The sequence below is a fragment of the Agrobacterium sp. 22-223-1 genome (assembly GCF_053522385.1).
This window is the reverse complement of the sequence record NZ_JBNWCN010000001.1, coordinates 818,193-832,781: the sequence shown is the minus strand read 5'-3', so window position 1 is coordinate 832,781 and position 14,589 is coordinate 818,193. Positions and strand designations below refer to the sequence as shown.

At 61.1% G+C, this 14,589-nt stretch carries 13 protein-coding genes; 4 read left to right on the top strand and 9 right to left on the bottom strand.

Translation table 11 applies throughout. From position 1 onward, the window contains the following. Nucleotides 1–22: 22 nt before the first annotated feature. From ACQZ60_RS04090 to ACQZ60_RS04080, 3 genes are all read right to left on the bottom strand, one after another. Nucleotides 23–784: an RES family NAD+ phosphorylase gene (locus ACQZ60_RS04090; RefSeq protein ID WP_059754004.1), complete on the bottom strand. Its 762-nt coding sequence runs from the start codon at nucleotides 782–784 to the stop codon at nucleotides 23–25. After that, nucleotides 744–1,127: an MbcA/ParS/Xre antitoxin family protein gene (locus ACQZ60_RS04085; protein ID WP_020813119.1), complete on the bottom strand. Its 384-nt coding sequence runs from the start codon at nucleotides 1,125–1,127 to the stop codon at nucleotides 744–746. The genes ACQZ60_RS04090 and ACQZ60_RS04085 overlap by 41 nt, the downstream gene beginning before the upstream one ends. Before the next feature lie 108 nt (nucleotides 1,128–1,235). Next, the gene (locus tag ACQZ60_RS04080) at nucleotides 1,236–1,658 is read right to left on the bottom strand and encodes an organic hydroperoxide resistance protein (protein ID WP_003509379.1); all 423 of its coding nucleotides are present in this window, start codon (nucleotides 1,656–1,658) and stop codon (nucleotides 1,236–1,238) included. Nucleotides 1,659–1,850: 192 nt separating this feature from the next. Here ACQZ60_RS04080 and ACQZ60_RS04075 point away from each other — a divergent pair, with 192 nt between their 5' ends. Further along, a complete protein-coding gene (locus ACQZ60_RS04075; RefSeq protein ID WP_020009598.1) occupies nucleotides 1,851–2,309 on the top strand; it encodes a MarR family winged helix-turn-helix transcriptional regulator in 459 nt (152 codons plus the stop codon). A gap of 197 nt (nucleotides 2,310–2,506) precedes the next feature. On the opposite strand, the gene ACQZ60_RS04070 is transcribed toward ACQZ60_RS04075, so the two are convergent. Further along, complete coding sequence (locus ACQZ60_RS04070; RefSeq protein WP_020812491.1) at nucleotides 2,507–3,232, bottom strand: L,D-transpeptidase; 726 nt, start codon at nucleotides 3,230–3,232, stop codon at nucleotides 2,507–2,509. A gap of 155 nt (nucleotides 3,233–3,387) precedes the next feature. Further along, entirely contained in the window at nucleotides 3,388–4,296 is a 909-nt protein-coding gene (locus tag ACQZ60_RS04065; protein ID WP_020812492.1) for a L,D-transpeptidase, read from the bottom strand. Nucleotides 4,297–4,463: 167 nt separating this feature from the next. Here ACQZ60_RS04065 and ACQZ60_RS04060 point away from each other — a divergent pair, with 167 nt between their 5' ends. Continuing rightward, nucleotides 4,464–7,115 (top strand): heavy metal translocating P-type ATPase, encoded by a 2,652-nt coding sequence (locus ACQZ60_RS04060; protein WP_448734793.1) that lies wholly within the window; start codon nucleotides 4,464–4,466, stop codon nucleotides 7,113–7,115. Nucleotides 7,116–7,268: 153 nt separating this feature from the next. Then, nucleotides 7,269–8,051, top strand: a complete 783-nt coding sequence (locus ACQZ60_RS04055; RefSeq protein ID WP_020812494.1) for a glycosyltransferase family 32 protein — start codon at nucleotides 7,269–7,271, stop codon at nucleotides 8,049–8,051. An 85-nt stretch (nucleotides 8,052–8,136) separates the two neighbouring features. On the opposite strand, the gene ACQZ60_RS04050 is transcribed toward ACQZ60_RS04055, so the two are convergent. The 4 genes from ACQZ60_RS04050 to ACQZ60_RS04035 all read right to left on the bottom strand — a co-directional run bounded on the left by ACQZ60_RS04050 (nucleotide 8,137) and on the right by ACQZ60_RS04035 (nucleotide 13,757). Next, nucleotides 8,137–9,102, bottom strand: a complete 966-nt coding sequence (locus tag ACQZ60_RS04050; RefSeq protein WP_020812495.1) for an alpha/beta hydrolase family protein — start codon at nucleotides 9,100–9,102, stop codon at nucleotides 8,137–8,139. A gap of 172 nt (nucleotides 9,103–9,274) precedes the next feature. After that, nucleotides 9,275–10,900, bottom strand: coding sequence for a cisplatin damage response ATP-dependent DNA ligase (locus tag ACQZ60_RS04045; RefSeq protein ID WP_031234359.1), 1,626 nt, complete (start codon nucleotides 10,898–10,900; stop codon nucleotides 9,275–9,277). A gap of 1 nt (nucleotide 10,901) precedes the next feature. After that, entirely contained in the window at nucleotides 10,902–11,918 is a 1,017-nt protein-coding gene (locus ACQZ60_RS04040) for a ligase-associated DNA damage response exonuclease (RefSeq protein ID WP_020812497.1), read from the bottom strand. A gap of 309 nt (nucleotides 11,919–12,227) precedes the next feature. Beyond that, nucleotides 12,228–13,757, bottom strand: a complete 1,530-nt coding sequence (locus ACQZ60_RS04035; RefSeq protein WP_031234360.1) for an MDR family MFS transporter — start codon at nucleotides 13,755–13,757, stop codon at nucleotides 12,228–12,230. Between the two features lie 141 nt (nucleotides 13,758–13,898). Here ACQZ60_RS04035 and ACQZ60_RS04030 point away from each other — a divergent pair, with 141 nt between their 5' ends. Then, on the top strand, nucleotides 13,899–14,414 hold the full coding sequence (locus tag ACQZ60_RS04030) for a MarR family winged helix-turn-helix transcriptional regulator (RefSeq protein WP_020812499.1): 516 nt from the start codon (nucleotides 13,899–13,901) through the stop codon (nucleotides 14,412–14,414). The last annotated feature ends 175 nt before the right edge of the window (nucleotides 14,415–14,589 follow it).

Genomic DNA, 14,589 nt, shown 5'->3' with positions numbered 1-14,589 from the left:
GGTCTTGAAAAGCAAACGCCCGTCAGCCCAAAAGGCTGGCGAGGCGTGGATCGCCGGCGAAATCTAAAACCGCAAAACCCGTTCTGCGCATCGGAAATTCGCAGAGCGCCTGCACCCCCGTTTTCGACAGGTGGATACGCCAGCTCATCCGTTCCACCGGCGTCTTCGCGGCAAAAGCCTTCGGCGACAGAACCGCGATGTTGAGGCCGCCGGCGGGGTCGCGTACCGAGCGATAGAGGATAGCCTCGATCTTCGCCAGACGCGCCTGATCGGCCAGCGCCTGGCACGGCTCGTAATTCTGCAGATCGGTCCACAGGCGAGCATCCCGGCTCAGTTCCGGTTTCGTCAGGTTGAGCGCCGCATCGGTGGCGATACGGGCGGCGAAGGCGGAATAGTCGGCGGGATTGGCGGGCAGCGGCGTGCCCGGCGATTCGGCATAAAACAGCAGCCGATAAAAGGCCATTTCGGCCAGCGCCGTCTCCACCTTCTGGGCGGCGTAATAAACGCCTTCGGTATAGCCCGCGCGGCGGAAGCGCGAACCATGCGGATAGGCGGCTCCATACCGGAAGGGCGTGGCGAGAAGATAATCGAAACCGGCGCATTCCGGCGGAAACGGCCGCTTGCTCGTCTCCAGAATATCTTCCAGCAGCGATTGCTCCTCCACCGTATCCACCAGTTTCATGGTGGAGACCTGATGCTGCGCCTCCACCAGCCGCCAGTATTTTCCCGATACGGCGCGTTTTTCAGACAGGAGCGCGTCGGGCGTCCAGATAGGAGAGGACATCGATCAATCCGGTAATGGTGGTCAGTTTGTCGGCAGGCACGGCGTTCAGCGCAACATTGTGATTGCGCAGCCAGTTTTTCGCCACGGCCTCATCGCCGCCGGCAATCGCATCCAGCGAGCGGAAAACCCGGATCAGCAGCACCGCAAGCTCGAAGGATTTGGCGCCCGGCTCCAGCAGGAAATCGAGCCGTTTCATGCGCGACACGGTGGGGGCGGAAACGCCAAGAATATCGGCCGTGCGCGCGGCATTCAGGCCCAGCCGCTCGGCGGCGGCGATAACGGCCTTGGTGACGACCCTGCCCTGCGAGGCGGGATCCATGGCGCTCTTGGCGTGAATATTCATGACGCATATCCTTTCCTTGGAAAGAATATAGCATTTTTCTTTCTGAAAACAAGAAGGCCGGGATGAACCCGACCTCATTGTTCAGATAGCTTACTCACGCGAATTGGATCAGGCCACCGAGACCGGCACTTCCGTGGAGGTACGCATGGCGTGGCTGTAAGGGCAGACGATGTGAGCGGCGGCAACCAGCTTTTCGGCGACTTCGCGCTCGACGCCCGGAATATTGGCCTTCAGCGACACTTCGATGCCGAAGCCGCCGCCATCTTCGCGCGGGCCGATGCCGACGGTTGCCGTCACAGTCGTGTCTTCAGGAATCTTTACCTTTTCCTTGCCGGCGACAAATTTCAGCGCGCCCAGGAAGCAGGCGGAATAACCGGCTGCGAAAAGCTGCTCCGGATTGGTGCCACGGGCGCCATCGCCGCCCAGCTCCTTCGGAACGGTCAGCGTCACGTCGAGAACGCCGTCTTCCGACTTGGCGTTGCCGGCGCGGCCACCGGTGGCGGATGCTTTGGTCGTGTAGAGAATGGGCATGACATTTACTCCTTCGGGTTGGTGTTGGGCATCTTATAACGCACAATTAAATTGTGCGCAATATAGTTTTGCGCATTGAATGAAATTTTGTTTTTTGCGATAATTTTCACGAAATTTCGCCGCGCATCCATGCGGCAGGAACCGAAAGCGGGGGCTGATTGTTCCCTTCCCGGTTGATTTTGGAGCAGGAAAATGGACGCAGAGGGCGACGAGAAGAAGATGGAAAGCCTGTTGAGGCTGGACCAGCAGATATGTTTTGCCCTTTATGGCGCGGCACACGCCTTCACACGCGCCTATAAGCCGCTGCTCGACCCGATCGGGCTGACCTATCCGCAATATCTGGTGATGATGGCGCTATGGGAAAAAGAGACATCCACCGTCAAGGCGCTCGGCGAAATGCTGGGCCTCGATTCGGGCACGCTGTCGCCGCTGCTGAAGAGGCTCGAACATGCGGGGCTGATCACCCGCAAGCGCGGCACGGTGGATGAGCGGCAGGTGCTGGTGGCCCTGACGCCGAAGGGCGCGAACCTCAAAAAAGAGGGCGTGAAAATCATGGCGGCAATCGGCAGCGCGACTGGCTGCGGGCTGGAAGAGCTGGTGCAGATTCGCGACCGGGTGAATGCGCTGAAGGACAGTCTCAGCCGGCCCTAACCCTCCGGCAAGTCACAAGGGCTGACAATCTCTCTTCCGTCATGCTCGGGCCTGTCCCGAGCATCTGCAACGTATTGATTTAGTGCGACGTGATTAGATCCTCGGGACGAGCCCGAGGATGACGTCGAGTATGGGGACAGGTTTTCCTTAAATTAAAGGCGGCACAGGGCCGCCTTTTTATTCGAAGCGTTTTCGGCTTACTGCCAGACCACCACACGCGCCTTCTGCGGCACGCGGTCGTAAAGATCGATGACGTCCTGGTTCATCAGGCGCACGCAGCCGGAAGAGACGGCCTTGCCGATGGAGTTCCATTCCGGCGAACCGTGCAGACGGTAGAGCGTGTCCTTGCCGTTCTGGAAGATATAAAGGGCGCGTGCGCCGAGCGGGTTCTTCAGGCCCGGCGGCATGCCGCCGTTCTTGGAGGAATATTTGACCAGTTCCGGCTGGCGGGCGACCATTTCGTCCGGCGGGGTCCATTTCGGCCACTTCTGACGCCACTGGATGACGCCCTCGCCCGACCAGGCGAAACCTTCGCGGCCGATGCCGACGCCGTAACGCATGGCGCTGCCGCCCTGCTCCACGACATAAAGGAAGCGCGAACGCGTGTCGACAACCACGGTGCCGGGACGTTCGCCGGTCGGGTCGACAACCCGCTGGCGGTAATAACGGCGGTCGATTTTCTGATAGGGGACGGCGGGAATGACGTAACCGCCATCCTCAACCGAGCCGTACATGACGGCCAGTTCCGCATCGCTGACGCCCGGCGAGAACATCTGCCGGAAATCGCTGCCGATGGCGCTTGCCTGCTGGCGAATGGCTTCTCCCGTGCCCGACGAGGCGCAGCCTGCGAGAAGCGAAGCGGAGGAGATGCCGAGAAGGGAAAGGAAGGTGCGTCTGGAAAGATCTGTGTCGGTGCTTGTCATAAGGCCGGTTTGTCCCACATTTCGAACGGCTATATCGCCGTTGTACGTCATTTGTTCCATGTCATGCGTATTGCGAAAATAGTTAACCGACCGCTAAAAGCCAGTCACAAGGCGCTGGCGGAATGGGTCCAATATCTCTTTCTTTTAGAAAGTGTTCAGATAACCACAATCTGCGCCCCTTGCGGCACACGCTCGTAGAGATCGATCACATCCTGATTGAGCATGCGCACGCAGCCGGAGGACGTCGCCTTGCCGACGGATTGCCAGTCCGGCGTGCCATGCACGCGGTAAAGCGTGTCCTTGCCATCCTTGAAGATATAAAGCGCACGCGCCCCGAGCGGGTTGTTGAGACCGGGCGTCATGCCGCCATTGGCGGCGGAGATGGAGGCGAGTTCCGGCTGGCGCTTGACCATTTCATCGGGCGGCGTCCAGCGTGGCCATTTCGCCTTCCACTGGATCTTGCCCCGGCCCGACCAGGCGTAACCGTCGCGCCCCAGCCCAACGCCGTAACGGATCGCCTTGCCGCCGGACTGCACGAGATAGAGAAAATGCTGTCTGGTATCGACGATAATGGTGCCGGGGGCTTCCGCCGTCTGGTAGCTCACTTCCTGCCTGAGATAACGCGGATCGATGCGGCCATAGGGAATGGCCGGCAGCGAGCGGTCCTCATCGCGGATCGGGCCATACATGACCCGGTGCAGCGGATTGGAGACAGGCAGGCCATAGGCCATCGCCTGGCCCTGCGGCTGCTGCGCGTTAAAACCCTGCACCTGCGGCGCATTGAGGCCCTGCCCGCGCACCGGCGGGCCGTATTCCTGATGGAAGCGGGTTCTGAACAGATCCGGCGGGCGCGTCGAAAGCTGGCCCGGCTGCGGCGGCAGTTCCGGCTGGCGATTGGAGCTGACGGAGTTGAAATTGAATACCGGCGCCGTTTCCCTGACGAAAACACCCGGGTCCATCCGGGTCGTATCCGTCACGAAAAGGCAGCCGCTCATGAGAGGCAGCAGGGCAAGCCCGACCAGAGAGGCCGCCCGGCGACCGTTTTTCAAAAGGAGTGCTATCATCTGAACCGCTTCATGGAATCCAATCTGACGGCATGATGAACCGTGCGGCTGGCGCGAAGCTGGCGTCGGTTTTTCAAAAAAAATCGAAAAACCGCATTTTTGCTCTTGAAGCTCTAGTTGCTAGAGGTGCGAGATTGACCGTCGACTGGAATTCAGGAGCGGAAACCATGAATATTTCGACAGGCATAAACATCAAGGGCAAAGACGGCGAGCAACTGACCTTCTCCGTTGGCGGCATGGATTGCGGCAGCTGCGCGGCGAAAATCGAAACCGCGCTTTCCCGCCTGCCGGGCGTTGCCGACGTCAAGGTTTCCGTTGCGCGCGAAAGGCTGAACCTTTCGCTGGCCGAAAGCAAAACCTCGGTCGAAAAAATCGAAGACACGCTGCGCAAGCTCGGTTTCAAACCCGCCTTGCTGCCGCAGGAAAAAGTCTCCCGCGCAAAAGTCGAGGCGGATCATCACGGCCACGACCATGATGACCACGATCATTCGTCCTGCGGCGGCCACCATGCCGATACCGGAGCGAGCGCCGACAACAGCAATGCGCTGACCTTTTCGGTCGGCGGTATGGATTGCGGCAGTTGCGCCGCCAAGATCGAGACGGCGCTCTCCCGCCTGCCCGGCGTTGCCGACGTCAAGGTTTCCGTTGCGCGCGAAAGGCTGAACCTTTCGCTGGCCGAGAGCAAAACCCCGGTCGAAAAAATCGAGGACACGCTGCGCAAGCTCGGTTTCAAGCCGGCCCTGCTGCCGCAGGAAAAGACCGCGCGAGAAAAAGCCGCAGATCACAATCACGATCATGACCACGGATCATGCAGCGGCCATCACCACGACCATGACCATTCAGATCATGACCATTCCGGCCACGACCATGCGGGCCATTCGCATGGTTCCGCTCCGGCGGCTGCAGCCCAGAGCGCGGAAGTAGGACATGCCCATGGTGCGGATGAAAAAGGCGCGTGGTGGCGCACCGCAAAGGCGCGCAACACCTTCACAGGCACCGTTTTGGTCGCCATCGCCTATGCGGCGGAACTGAGCTTCCCGGCATGGGGCGGTTACGCCTTCATCATCGCCACGCTGGTCACGCTCTTCCCCATCGCGAAGAACGCTTTCAACGCCGCCCGTTTCGGCGCGGTCTTCACCATCGAAATGCTGATGACGATTGCCGCCATCGGCGCGATCATCATCGGCGAGGCGGAAGAGGCGGCCATCGTCGTGTTGCTCTTCTCCGTCGGCGAATTGCTGGAAGGTTTCGCCGCCGCCCGCGCCCGCTCGGGCATCAAGGCGCTCGGTTCGCTGCTGCCGAAAACGGCTCTGGTGGAGGAAAACGGCGCGCTGCGACAGGTCGCGGCCGATCAGGTGCGCATCGGCCAGGTGGTCGTGGCGCGTCCCGGCGACCGTATCGCCGCCGATGGCGTTGTCATGGAAGGCCAGTCGAGCGTCGACGAATCGCCGATGACCGGAGAGAGCATTCCCGTCGCCAAGGAAAAGGGCGCGCGCGTCTTTGCCGGCTCGATCAACCATGACGGCTCGCTGCGCATCCGCGTCGACCGCGCGCCGGAAGACAACACCATTGCCCGCATCATCACGCTCGTCGAGGAAGCGCAGGATGCGCGTGCGCCGACCGAGCGCTTCATCCAGAGCTTCTCGCGTTATTACATGCCGCTGATCGTGGCGATCTCGGTGCTGACCATCATCGTGCCGCCGCTTGTCGGCCTCGGCGACTGGGATACCTGGATTTATCGCGGCCTTGCCCTGCTGCTGATCGGTTGCCCCTGCGCGCTGGTCATCTCGGTTCCCGCGGCCATCGCCTCCAGCCTTTCGGCAGCGGCACGCCATGGCATGCTGGTGAAGGGCGGCGCGGTCATCGAAATGCTGGCGCGCACCGAAACCGTCGCTTTCGACAAGACCGGCACGCTGACGCTCGGCGAACCTGTCGTGACCGACGTGGTGGCGCTTGACGGCAACGAGGCCGAGCTGATTGCGCAAGCCGCAACCATCGAGCACGAATCGAGCCATCCGCTCGCCCGCGCCATCGTCAATCATGCCGAAAAGAGCGGCGTGAAGCCCCTGCCCGGCTCCAACATCAAGGCGATTTCCGGTCGCGGCATGCAGGGCAATGTCGGCGGGAAAGACCTGTTCATCGGCGCACCGCGCTTTGCAACGGAAGTCGGCACCCTCTCGAAGGAACTGGCCGATCGCATTTCCGCACTGGAAAGCGAAGGCAAGACGGTGGCTGTCGTGATAGTCGGCGGGGCGGCAAGCGGCCTCTTCGCCATGCGCGATGAGCCACGTAAGGATGCGGCGGAAGGCGTGAAAGCGCTGAAGGAAATGGGCATTTCCTCGCTGATGCTGTCGGGTGACAATGCCCGCACGGCGCGTGCCATCGGCAACAAGCTGGGCCTTGAGGCGCGCGGCGAACTGCTGCCGCAGAACAAGGTCGAGGAAATCCGCAAGCTTGCCGAAAAGAAGACCGTGGTGATGGTGGGCGACGGCATCAACGATGCGCCGGCCCTTGCGGCGGCCAGCGTCGGCGTCGCCATCGGTTCCGGAACCGATGTAGCGATGGAAGCGGCGGATGCGGCGCTGATGCGCAACAATGTCGGCGACGCCGCCCGCCTGATCGGCCTGTCGCGCGCCACCATGCTGAATATCCGCCAGAACGTGACCATCGCGCTCGGCCTGAAGGCGGTCTTCCTTGTCACCACTGTAACCGGCGTTTCGGGCCTGTGGCTCGCCGTTTTCGCCGATACCGGCGCGACGGTTCTGGTCACCGCCAATGCCATGCGGCTGCTCGGCTATTTCAACCGCAACAAGGGCTGACATTCCATTTGCGTGCAAGACGGCCGGGTCTCGTCAATCGAGGCCCGGCCGTCTCATTTACGGCATATTGACAAACTAATTGCGTCCAATAAATACCGCGTACCGCCGTTTCCACGCGCGTGACAATCGATTCCACGCGCAGGAGCGCTGAACTTGGCAAAGCATGGCTATAACCGCATCGCGTACCGCGCGATCAAGATCGGTGGAAACATCGCCAAAGTCATCTTTTCCATCGATTTGTTCATCCGGCCCGGCAGAAGAAAAACGCTTCCGCAGTATCAGCCTGCCAGACGCAGCCCGAAATCGGAAAAGGCCATTCCCCGCATCATCTGGCAGACGAATTACTCCAACCGGGTAACGACGCCGATCTATGCGAATTTCCTGTTCAACCGTTGGCTGACGCCGGAATTCGAATATCGCTACCATGATGACGAGGCGTGCCAGACCTATATCGACCGGCATTTTCCCGGACGTTACGCCGACGCCTTCCGTCGCCTGCAGGTGGGCGCCGCCAAGGCGGATTTCTGGCGTATTCTGGTGCTGCTGCAGGAAGGCGGCATCTATCTCGATATCGATTCCAATTTTGCGGCCCGCCCCGAGGATGTGATCGGCCCGCAGGAAGAGGCCGTTTTCATCGCCATGAAAAGCGGCGAGATCACGAATTACTTCATGGCCTCCAGGCCCGGCCACCCGGCGCTCAGGCTGATGGCCGACCGTATTTCCCAGAATATCGAAGACGGAACGCTCGCCAGCGTCTACGACATGACCGGCCCGACGGTGGTGCATGCCGTCGTCAAGGAGCTCGGCCTGCCGGTTCGCAATTACCGCGAAATGTGCACCCAGGGTCAGTTCACCAACAAGCGCGCCCAATATGCCGATAAAAAAGACGGCGCATGGTGGGCGGAGCAGGCCAAGACGTCCATCGTCAAGAACTAGGGCATCTCCGGTACGTGCGAAGCGGTTTTAGCCGAACGCGCTCCTGAACCTCACGTGTCCCCAAAACAGCGGCACAGTCTGCATTTCAGACGAAGGCGTTGAAAAGGCGGATGCTTTCCTCCACCGCATGCGGCACCACGCCGTTATGGGTACCGGGCAACAGCTTCTTGTCGACCTTGAAGCCGGATGTCAGGGCGCGATCCACGAAAAGCTGGTGATCGGCATCGAAAGGCCGCTCCTCCGTGCCGCGCAGAAGCAGCGCCGGACATTTGAGGCTGGGGCCGAAACAGACGGAGGAGCGCATGATGAATTCGCGCTCGTCGGTCTCGTCGAAACAGATCTCGTCGCTATAGCGGTTGAAATAACGCCAGGAATTGACGCCGGCGGAAATGGGTGCTGCGGCGCGGAACCTGCGGCTCATGGCGGCCAGAAGCGTCAGCGTGCCGCCATTGGAATGGCCGGCGATGAAGAAGCGGTTTCTGTCGATGCCGGGAAGATTTTCCAGATAGGTGGCCGCCGCCAGCGCATCCGCCGTTTCGTCGTAGAAACCGGAATAATTGCCGTTCTGGCCGTTTTCACCACGGAAGGACGGCAGAAGCACGACATAACCCGCTTCCCAATAGGGCTTCATCAGCGCCCAATGGCCGTCTCCGGTGGCGTTGCCGCCATGGAGGAAAAGCACGGCGGGTTTCAGCGTTTTTGACGGCTGGTAGTGGGAGAGCCAGGCGACAAGTTCGATGGAGCCATCCGGTCCGCCGGGATAGGTGACACGTTCCGCCCCGGGCGGCGTGCCGAGCGCCGAGGATTTTTCCGGCGCAGCCATTTTTCGCAAGAGATGGGTGTGGAACCGTTTGCGTGCCTCCGCATAATCCTGCCGCTCCAGCGGCAACACCTCGGGCGCGGCAACGCCCGCTTTCGCGCGCAGCGGTAAAAATGCGGCCGCTGACAGCCCCATGGCGCCGGCCAGCAGGCTTCGCCGCGTCAGGCTCGGCAAGATGGTGCCGCTCTCTTCCTGTCCGAAGGCTGAGGAAAGAAAGCGTTTGTCTGCCATATGGTCACCTGAAGGGATGGTTGTAACAGCAGTTCAACACTGCGGCGGGAGGCTGTCCAATCACGGATTCGCGAATGACAACAATGTATTCGCAGCCATCATGGCAATTTCTGGACAGCGTCTTCCCCGTTCCTGTGCCTGCCACGGAGGATGAGGAGGCGGCCAAGGCACCCTACCCCTCGACGCCATCGATCATCGCCACCAGTGTCGAGAGCCTGTCCGCCTCCGCCGGCAGCTTGTCGGCGCGCAGCCGCGCAATACGTGGGAAGCGCATGGCGACGCCGGATTTGTGGCGGGTGGAACGGTTGATGCCCTCGAAGGCCACCTCCAGCACGAAACCGAAATCCGGCGTGGCGCGCACCGCCCGCACCGGGCCGAAACGCTCGACCGTATTGTCGCGCACGAACTTGTCCAGCACCTCCAGCTCCGCATCGGTGAAGCCGAAATAGGCCTTTCCGACAGGCACCAGCTGTTCGCCGTCCTCACCTTCCGCCCAGACACCGAAGGTGAAATCGGAATAATAGCTCGACCTTTTGCCGTGGCCGCGCTGCGCATACATCATCACGGCGTCGATATTATAGGGATCGCGTTTCCACTTGAACCACGGCCCCTTGGCGCGGCCGGCCTGATAGGCGCTGTCGCGGCGCTTGATCATCACACCCTCGATCACCGGATCGGGCGGGGCGGCGCGCAGCGTGTCGAGTTCCTGCCAGCTGGAAAACCCGATCAGCGGCGAGAGGTCGAAACGATCATGCGGGGCGTGCTCGATAATATCCGAAAGGCGGACGCGGCGCTCCATGTAGCTTTCGGCGCGAATATCGCTCTCGCCATCGAACAGCAGGTCATAGGCGCGGATGAAGGCGGGATAATCATCCAGCATCTTCGCTGTCACCGTCTTGCGGTTCAGCCGCTGCTGCAGGTCGGAGAAGGTGCGGGTGAGATTGTTGGACCGCGCAGTGCCGCCGATCAGCAATTCGCCGTCCATCACGCCTTCGAAATCGATCGCCTCCAGAACATCGGGAAAGGCGCCGGAAATATCGTCGCCGGAGCGGGAATAGAGTTTTCGCGTGACGCCTGCGCGGGACAATTGTACGCGAATGCCGTCCCATTTCCATTCGGCGGCATAGTCGGCCGGATCCAGCGCATCGAGATCGCCATCGGAAACCGGCGTCGCCAGCATCACCGAATGGAAGATGGCGGGCGTCGCCAGTACCGGCCGCCCGGACTTCCCCTCAAGCCACGCGAAAAGCGGCGTATAGGGCGGCGTCAGCCCGTGCCAGAGGGTCTCGATTTCGGTGATGTCTTTCCCGGCGAAATCCGCCAGCGCCTGCCGTGCCAGCCGGGCCGAAACGCCGATGCGCAGGCTGCCGGTGGCGAGTTTGAGGAAAGCGAAACGCGAGGACGTATCGAGCCGGTCGAGCAGATCGCGCACCGCGCTGCGCACCTCCGTGCGGCCGAGTGAATTCATCAGTGTCACGACATCGCCGAGGCGCGGGTCCTGCGCCTCGGCGTCATCCGCGCCGCCGATATTGCCCCAGACCAGCGAAATGGTTTCGGCAAGATCGCCGACATAGTCATAGGAATAGCGAAACAGCACCTCGTCCATCCGCTCCAGCACCAGCTCGCGCAGCAGGGCGGGCTTGACGCTTTTCAAATCCAGCGTGCCGGCAATCGCCGCCAGCCCGTAACCCCGGTCGGGATCGGGCGTATCGCGGAAATAATCGGTCAGCAGCTTCAGTTTGCCGTTACGCGAGGGAGTGAGAACGAGGCGGTCGAGCAGCGTGGCGAAGGCTTTCATCTCAATCCCCCTCATCCTCGTAGCCGACAAGATGCAGCGGCTTGGCGGCAATGCCCTGCAATTGACACCAGCGCACCAGCGCCTCCTCACGGCCATGGGTGACCCAGACGGCCTGCGGGGAAATTTCCGTGATCGTCTCCAGAAGTTCCGGCCAGTCGCAATGATCTGATATCACCAGCGGCAGCTCCACGCCGCCCTGTTTGGCGCGTTGCCGCACCATCATCCAGCCGGAAGCGAAGGCGATGAGCGGTTCGTTGAAGCGCCGCGCCCAGCGTTCCTGAAAAGCCGAGGGTGGACCGACGACGATGGCGCCCTTGAAGGCGGAAGGATCGCTTTTTTCGAGCGTTGCGGGGCGCAGATCGCCGAGATCGATGCCCTGCGAGACGTAATAATCGCAAAGCCGCGCCAGCGCGCCGTGAATATAGATGGGATCGGAATAACCGTTGTCGCGGAGCAAGCGGATGACGCGCTGCGCCTTGCCGAGCGAATAGGCTCCGACAAGATGGGTCCGTTCGGGAAACTGTTTGATGGAGGTGAGCAGCTTGCCGATTTCCACGCGCGGCAGCGGATGGTGGAACACCGGCAGGCCGAAGGTGGCCTCGGTGATGAAGACATCGCAGGGCACCGTCTCGAAGGGCGCGCAGGTGGGGTCGATGCCGCGCTTGTAATCGCCGGATGCCACGATGCGCAGGCCATTCATTTCCACCGAGATTTGCGCCGAACCCAGCACATGGCCGGCGGGATGGAAACCGACGGTGACGCCATTCACCTCCACCCTCTCGCCGAATGCCACCGCCTGCTCGCTGCCGCAAAAATCCTCACCGTAACGGATACGCATGATATCCAGCGTCTGGCGCGTGGCCAGCACCGCGCCATGGCCGGCGCGGGCGTGATCGGAATGGCCATGCGTGATGAGCGCCCGCGCCACCGGGCGCACGGGATCGATATAAAAATCGCCCGCCGGACAATAGAGGCCCTTGGGCGTGGAATTCAGGAGCTGTTCCGGCTTCATATTCATTGAGATAGGGCCGCCCGCGCGAATGTAAAGTGCTGCGAGAATAACGCGGAACGGGCGTTAAATTTCCAGTGTCGGTGTTTTTGTTTTACGGGACCCATGGTGGTGAGACGCATTGCACGGCCCCTCCTTTCCCTCATTCCTGTGCTCGTCACAGGAATCCAGCCAACGCGCGTCCGCGCGGTGGGAAGAGTCTTTTCAGCCCAAGGACTTGGGCTGGCTGGATCCCTGTGACAAGCACAGGGATGAGGGTATGGTGAGCAACGTGAACAAGGTGCGTCAATCCCATCGCACCGTCTTAGGTGACAGCTCTTACTCCCCCGCCCCTTCCGCCGGCTTTGCCTGCACCGCCGCCGGCAGTCGCACCGGTTTCAGCATCAGCGCCGCCGCAAGGCCGATGGCGGCGGTTGCCGCTGCGGCGAAGAAGAGCGGCGTAAACGCATCAGAATAGAGCGAGGCGACGGCGGCCTGCGAGGCGGCGGGGAGTTCGGAGAGCATTTTCGGCGTCAGTTCCTCGATCTTGCCGACACCGGGAATATCGACCGCCACGCCCTTGAGGCTCGACGATACGATGGCGCCATAGACCGAAATGGCAATGGCAGCACCACCCATGCGGGTCAGGGTCACCGCGCCGCTCGCCGCACCGATATCCGCCTTGGGTGCGGAATTCTGCACGCCGATGATCGGCGCCTGCTGGCCGAGACCGACAGCAAAGCCCTGTGCCAACATGAGGACCGCAATCACCCAGAGCGGCGTTCCGGCATGCATCTGCGTGAACAGCAACATGGCGACGAGGTTGATGGAAAGACCCGCCACCGAGAAGGGCTTGTAAACACCGGTGATCGAAATCAGCCGTCCCGCCGAAAGCGAGCCCATGACGATGCCGCTGGTGACGGCGATGAAGAACAGGCCGGCATGGGAGGGCGAAAGCCCGGTCGTGGTCTGCAGGAACAGGGCATAATAATTGACCATGCCGATACCGATGCCGCCGCTGGTCAGCGAAACGATCATCAACAGCGGAAAGGTGCTGTCCTTGAAGAGCCTGAGCGGCACGACCGGTTCCGGCGCGCGGCGTTCCACCTGCACCCAGAGAAAAGCGGCGATGACGGCGAAAGCGATGATGCCGAGGCTGGGGCCTGCGATCAGCGAGCCGAACAATTCGCTGCTGTCTGCCCAGAAGACCACGCTGGCAATGGTGGCCGCCAAGAGGACCGCGCCGAGATAATCGATCTTCGGCTGGCGCGCCGGGCGGCGATAGGGCAGCATCAGCGCCAGACCTGCAATGACGATAATGCCAAGCGGCAGGTTGATGAGGAAGATCGACCGCCAGCCGAACAGGTCGCTCATCGTGCCGCCGAGGATCGGGCCGACGCTGCCTGACGCCATGATGGTGAGGCTGGAATAGCTCTGGTAGCGGGCGCGCTCGCGCGGTTCGAACAGATCCGCATTGACGGAGAAGATCGACACCATGATGCCGCCGCCGCCAAGCCCCTGCAGAACGCGGGCGGCAATCAGCGAATCCATCGACCAAGCCAGACCGCAGGCGAGCGAACCGAGCGTGAAGATGACGACCGCCGCGATCATCACATATTTGCGGCCGAACAGATCGCCGAGCTTACCATAAACAGGCATGACCGCGCTGGTCGCCAGAAGATAGGCCGAGCCGATCCAGCCGAAACGCTCCAGCGCGCCGAACTCGCCGACGATGGTGGGCAGTGCTGTCGATACGATCTGGTTATCGAGGGTCGCCATGAACATGGCCAGCATCAGGAACAGAAAGACGATAAGCCTGCGCCGATGATCCGACACAAGCGGCGCCACGGGGGCGGTGGACATATCCATGAAAAATCTCGTTGGCTTCCGGCAGTTTTGCTGCGACAATTTGTGTGCTATCAGCATATATATGTCAATGGCAAGTTTTTGACATCTGTGTTAATGCCGCTAAATGTGATCGGAAAACAGCATCGAAAGGGACGATGAAGCGTGGCGACTGAGGAAAACTGGAACGAGGATCTGCCCGAGGACATCAAGCGGATCGGCAATACGATGACGCGCATGCGCATCATGATCGGCCGCCGCATCATCGGCCGCATGGCGCTTGCCAAGCTCGCTCCGGGTCTCGAACTCTCCCATATCGACGTTCTCGATATTCTGCGCCGGGCGGAAGGCGATGTTACCGTGGGTGCGATTGCCGAGGGCATGCGCATCGACCCCTCGCGCGGCAGCCGGGTGGTGGCGGACATGGTGGGGCGCGGCCTGCTGAAACGCGGCGTTTCCCAGGAGGACGGCCGCCGCAGCATTGTCGAAATCACACCGCTCGGCACCAGTCTTCTGCAGGAAATGCGCCGGACCAAGATGAGCGTCATCGAGGACGTGATGGATGGATGGCCGGCGGAGGATGTGGAGACATTCGCGCGCCTGTTCGAACGTTTCATCGACCGTTTCGAATACCGGTTGTCGCCGGATACGGACTTTCTGACGGATCAGAAAAAATCATAGCTGGCCCCGTCATCTGCAACTTCACTTTAAAAGTGCAAAACCGTAACGTGCCGCATCGAAAAGGCCGGAGCACGCCGTTTGCCGACATCGTCGGCCGTATTCTGCTTTTTGTTTTCCGCATTGTCCGGACGTAAAACTGCGGCGCAGTTTTTACTGGAAATGCTCTCAAGGGGGT

Coding starts and splice junctions, on each gene's coding strand:
- ACQZ60_RS04090 (WP_059754004.1), bottom strand. CDS start 784: ATGTCCTCTCCTATCTGGACGCCCGACGCGCTCCTGTCTGAAAAACGC.
- ACQZ60_RS04085 (WP_020813119.1), bottom strand. CDS start 1,127: ATGAATATTCACGCCAAGAGCGCCATGGATCCCGCCTCGCAGGGCAGG.
- ACQZ60_RS04080 (WP_003509379.1), bottom strand. CDS start 1,658: ATGCCCATTCTCTACACGACCAAAGCATCCGCCACCGGTGGCCGCGCC.
- ACQZ60_RS04075 (WP_020009598.1), top strand. CDS start 1,851: ATGGACGCAGAGGGCGACGAGAAGAAGATGGAAAGCCTGTTGAGGCTG.
- ACQZ60_RS04070 (WP_020812491.1), bottom strand. CDS start 3,232: ATGACAAGCACCGACACAGATCTTTCCAGACGCACCTTCCTTTCCCTT.
- ACQZ60_RS04065 (WP_020812492.1), bottom strand. CDS start 4,296: ATGATAGCACTCCTTTTGAAAAACGGTCGCCGGGCGGCCTCTCTGGTC.
- ACQZ60_RS04060 (WP_448734793.1), top strand. CDS start 4,464: ATGAATATTTCGACAGGCATAAACATCAAGGGCAAAGACGGCGAGCAA.
- ACQZ60_RS04050 (WP_020812495.1), bottom strand. CDS start 9,102: ATGGCAGACAAACGCTTTCTTTCCTCAGCCTTCGGACAGGAAGAGAGC.
- ACQZ60_RS04045 (WP_031234359.1), bottom strand. CDS start 10,900: ATGAAAGCCTTCGCCACGCTGCTCGACCGCCTCGTTCTCACTCCCTCG.
- ACQZ60_RS04040 (WP_020812497.1), bottom strand. CDS start 11,918: ATGAATATGAAGCCGGAACAGCTCCTGAATTCCACGCCCAAGGGCCTC.
- ACQZ60_RS04035 (WP_031234360.1), bottom strand. CDS start 13,757: ATGGATATGTCCACCGCCCCCGTGGCGCCGCTTGTGTCGGATCATCGG.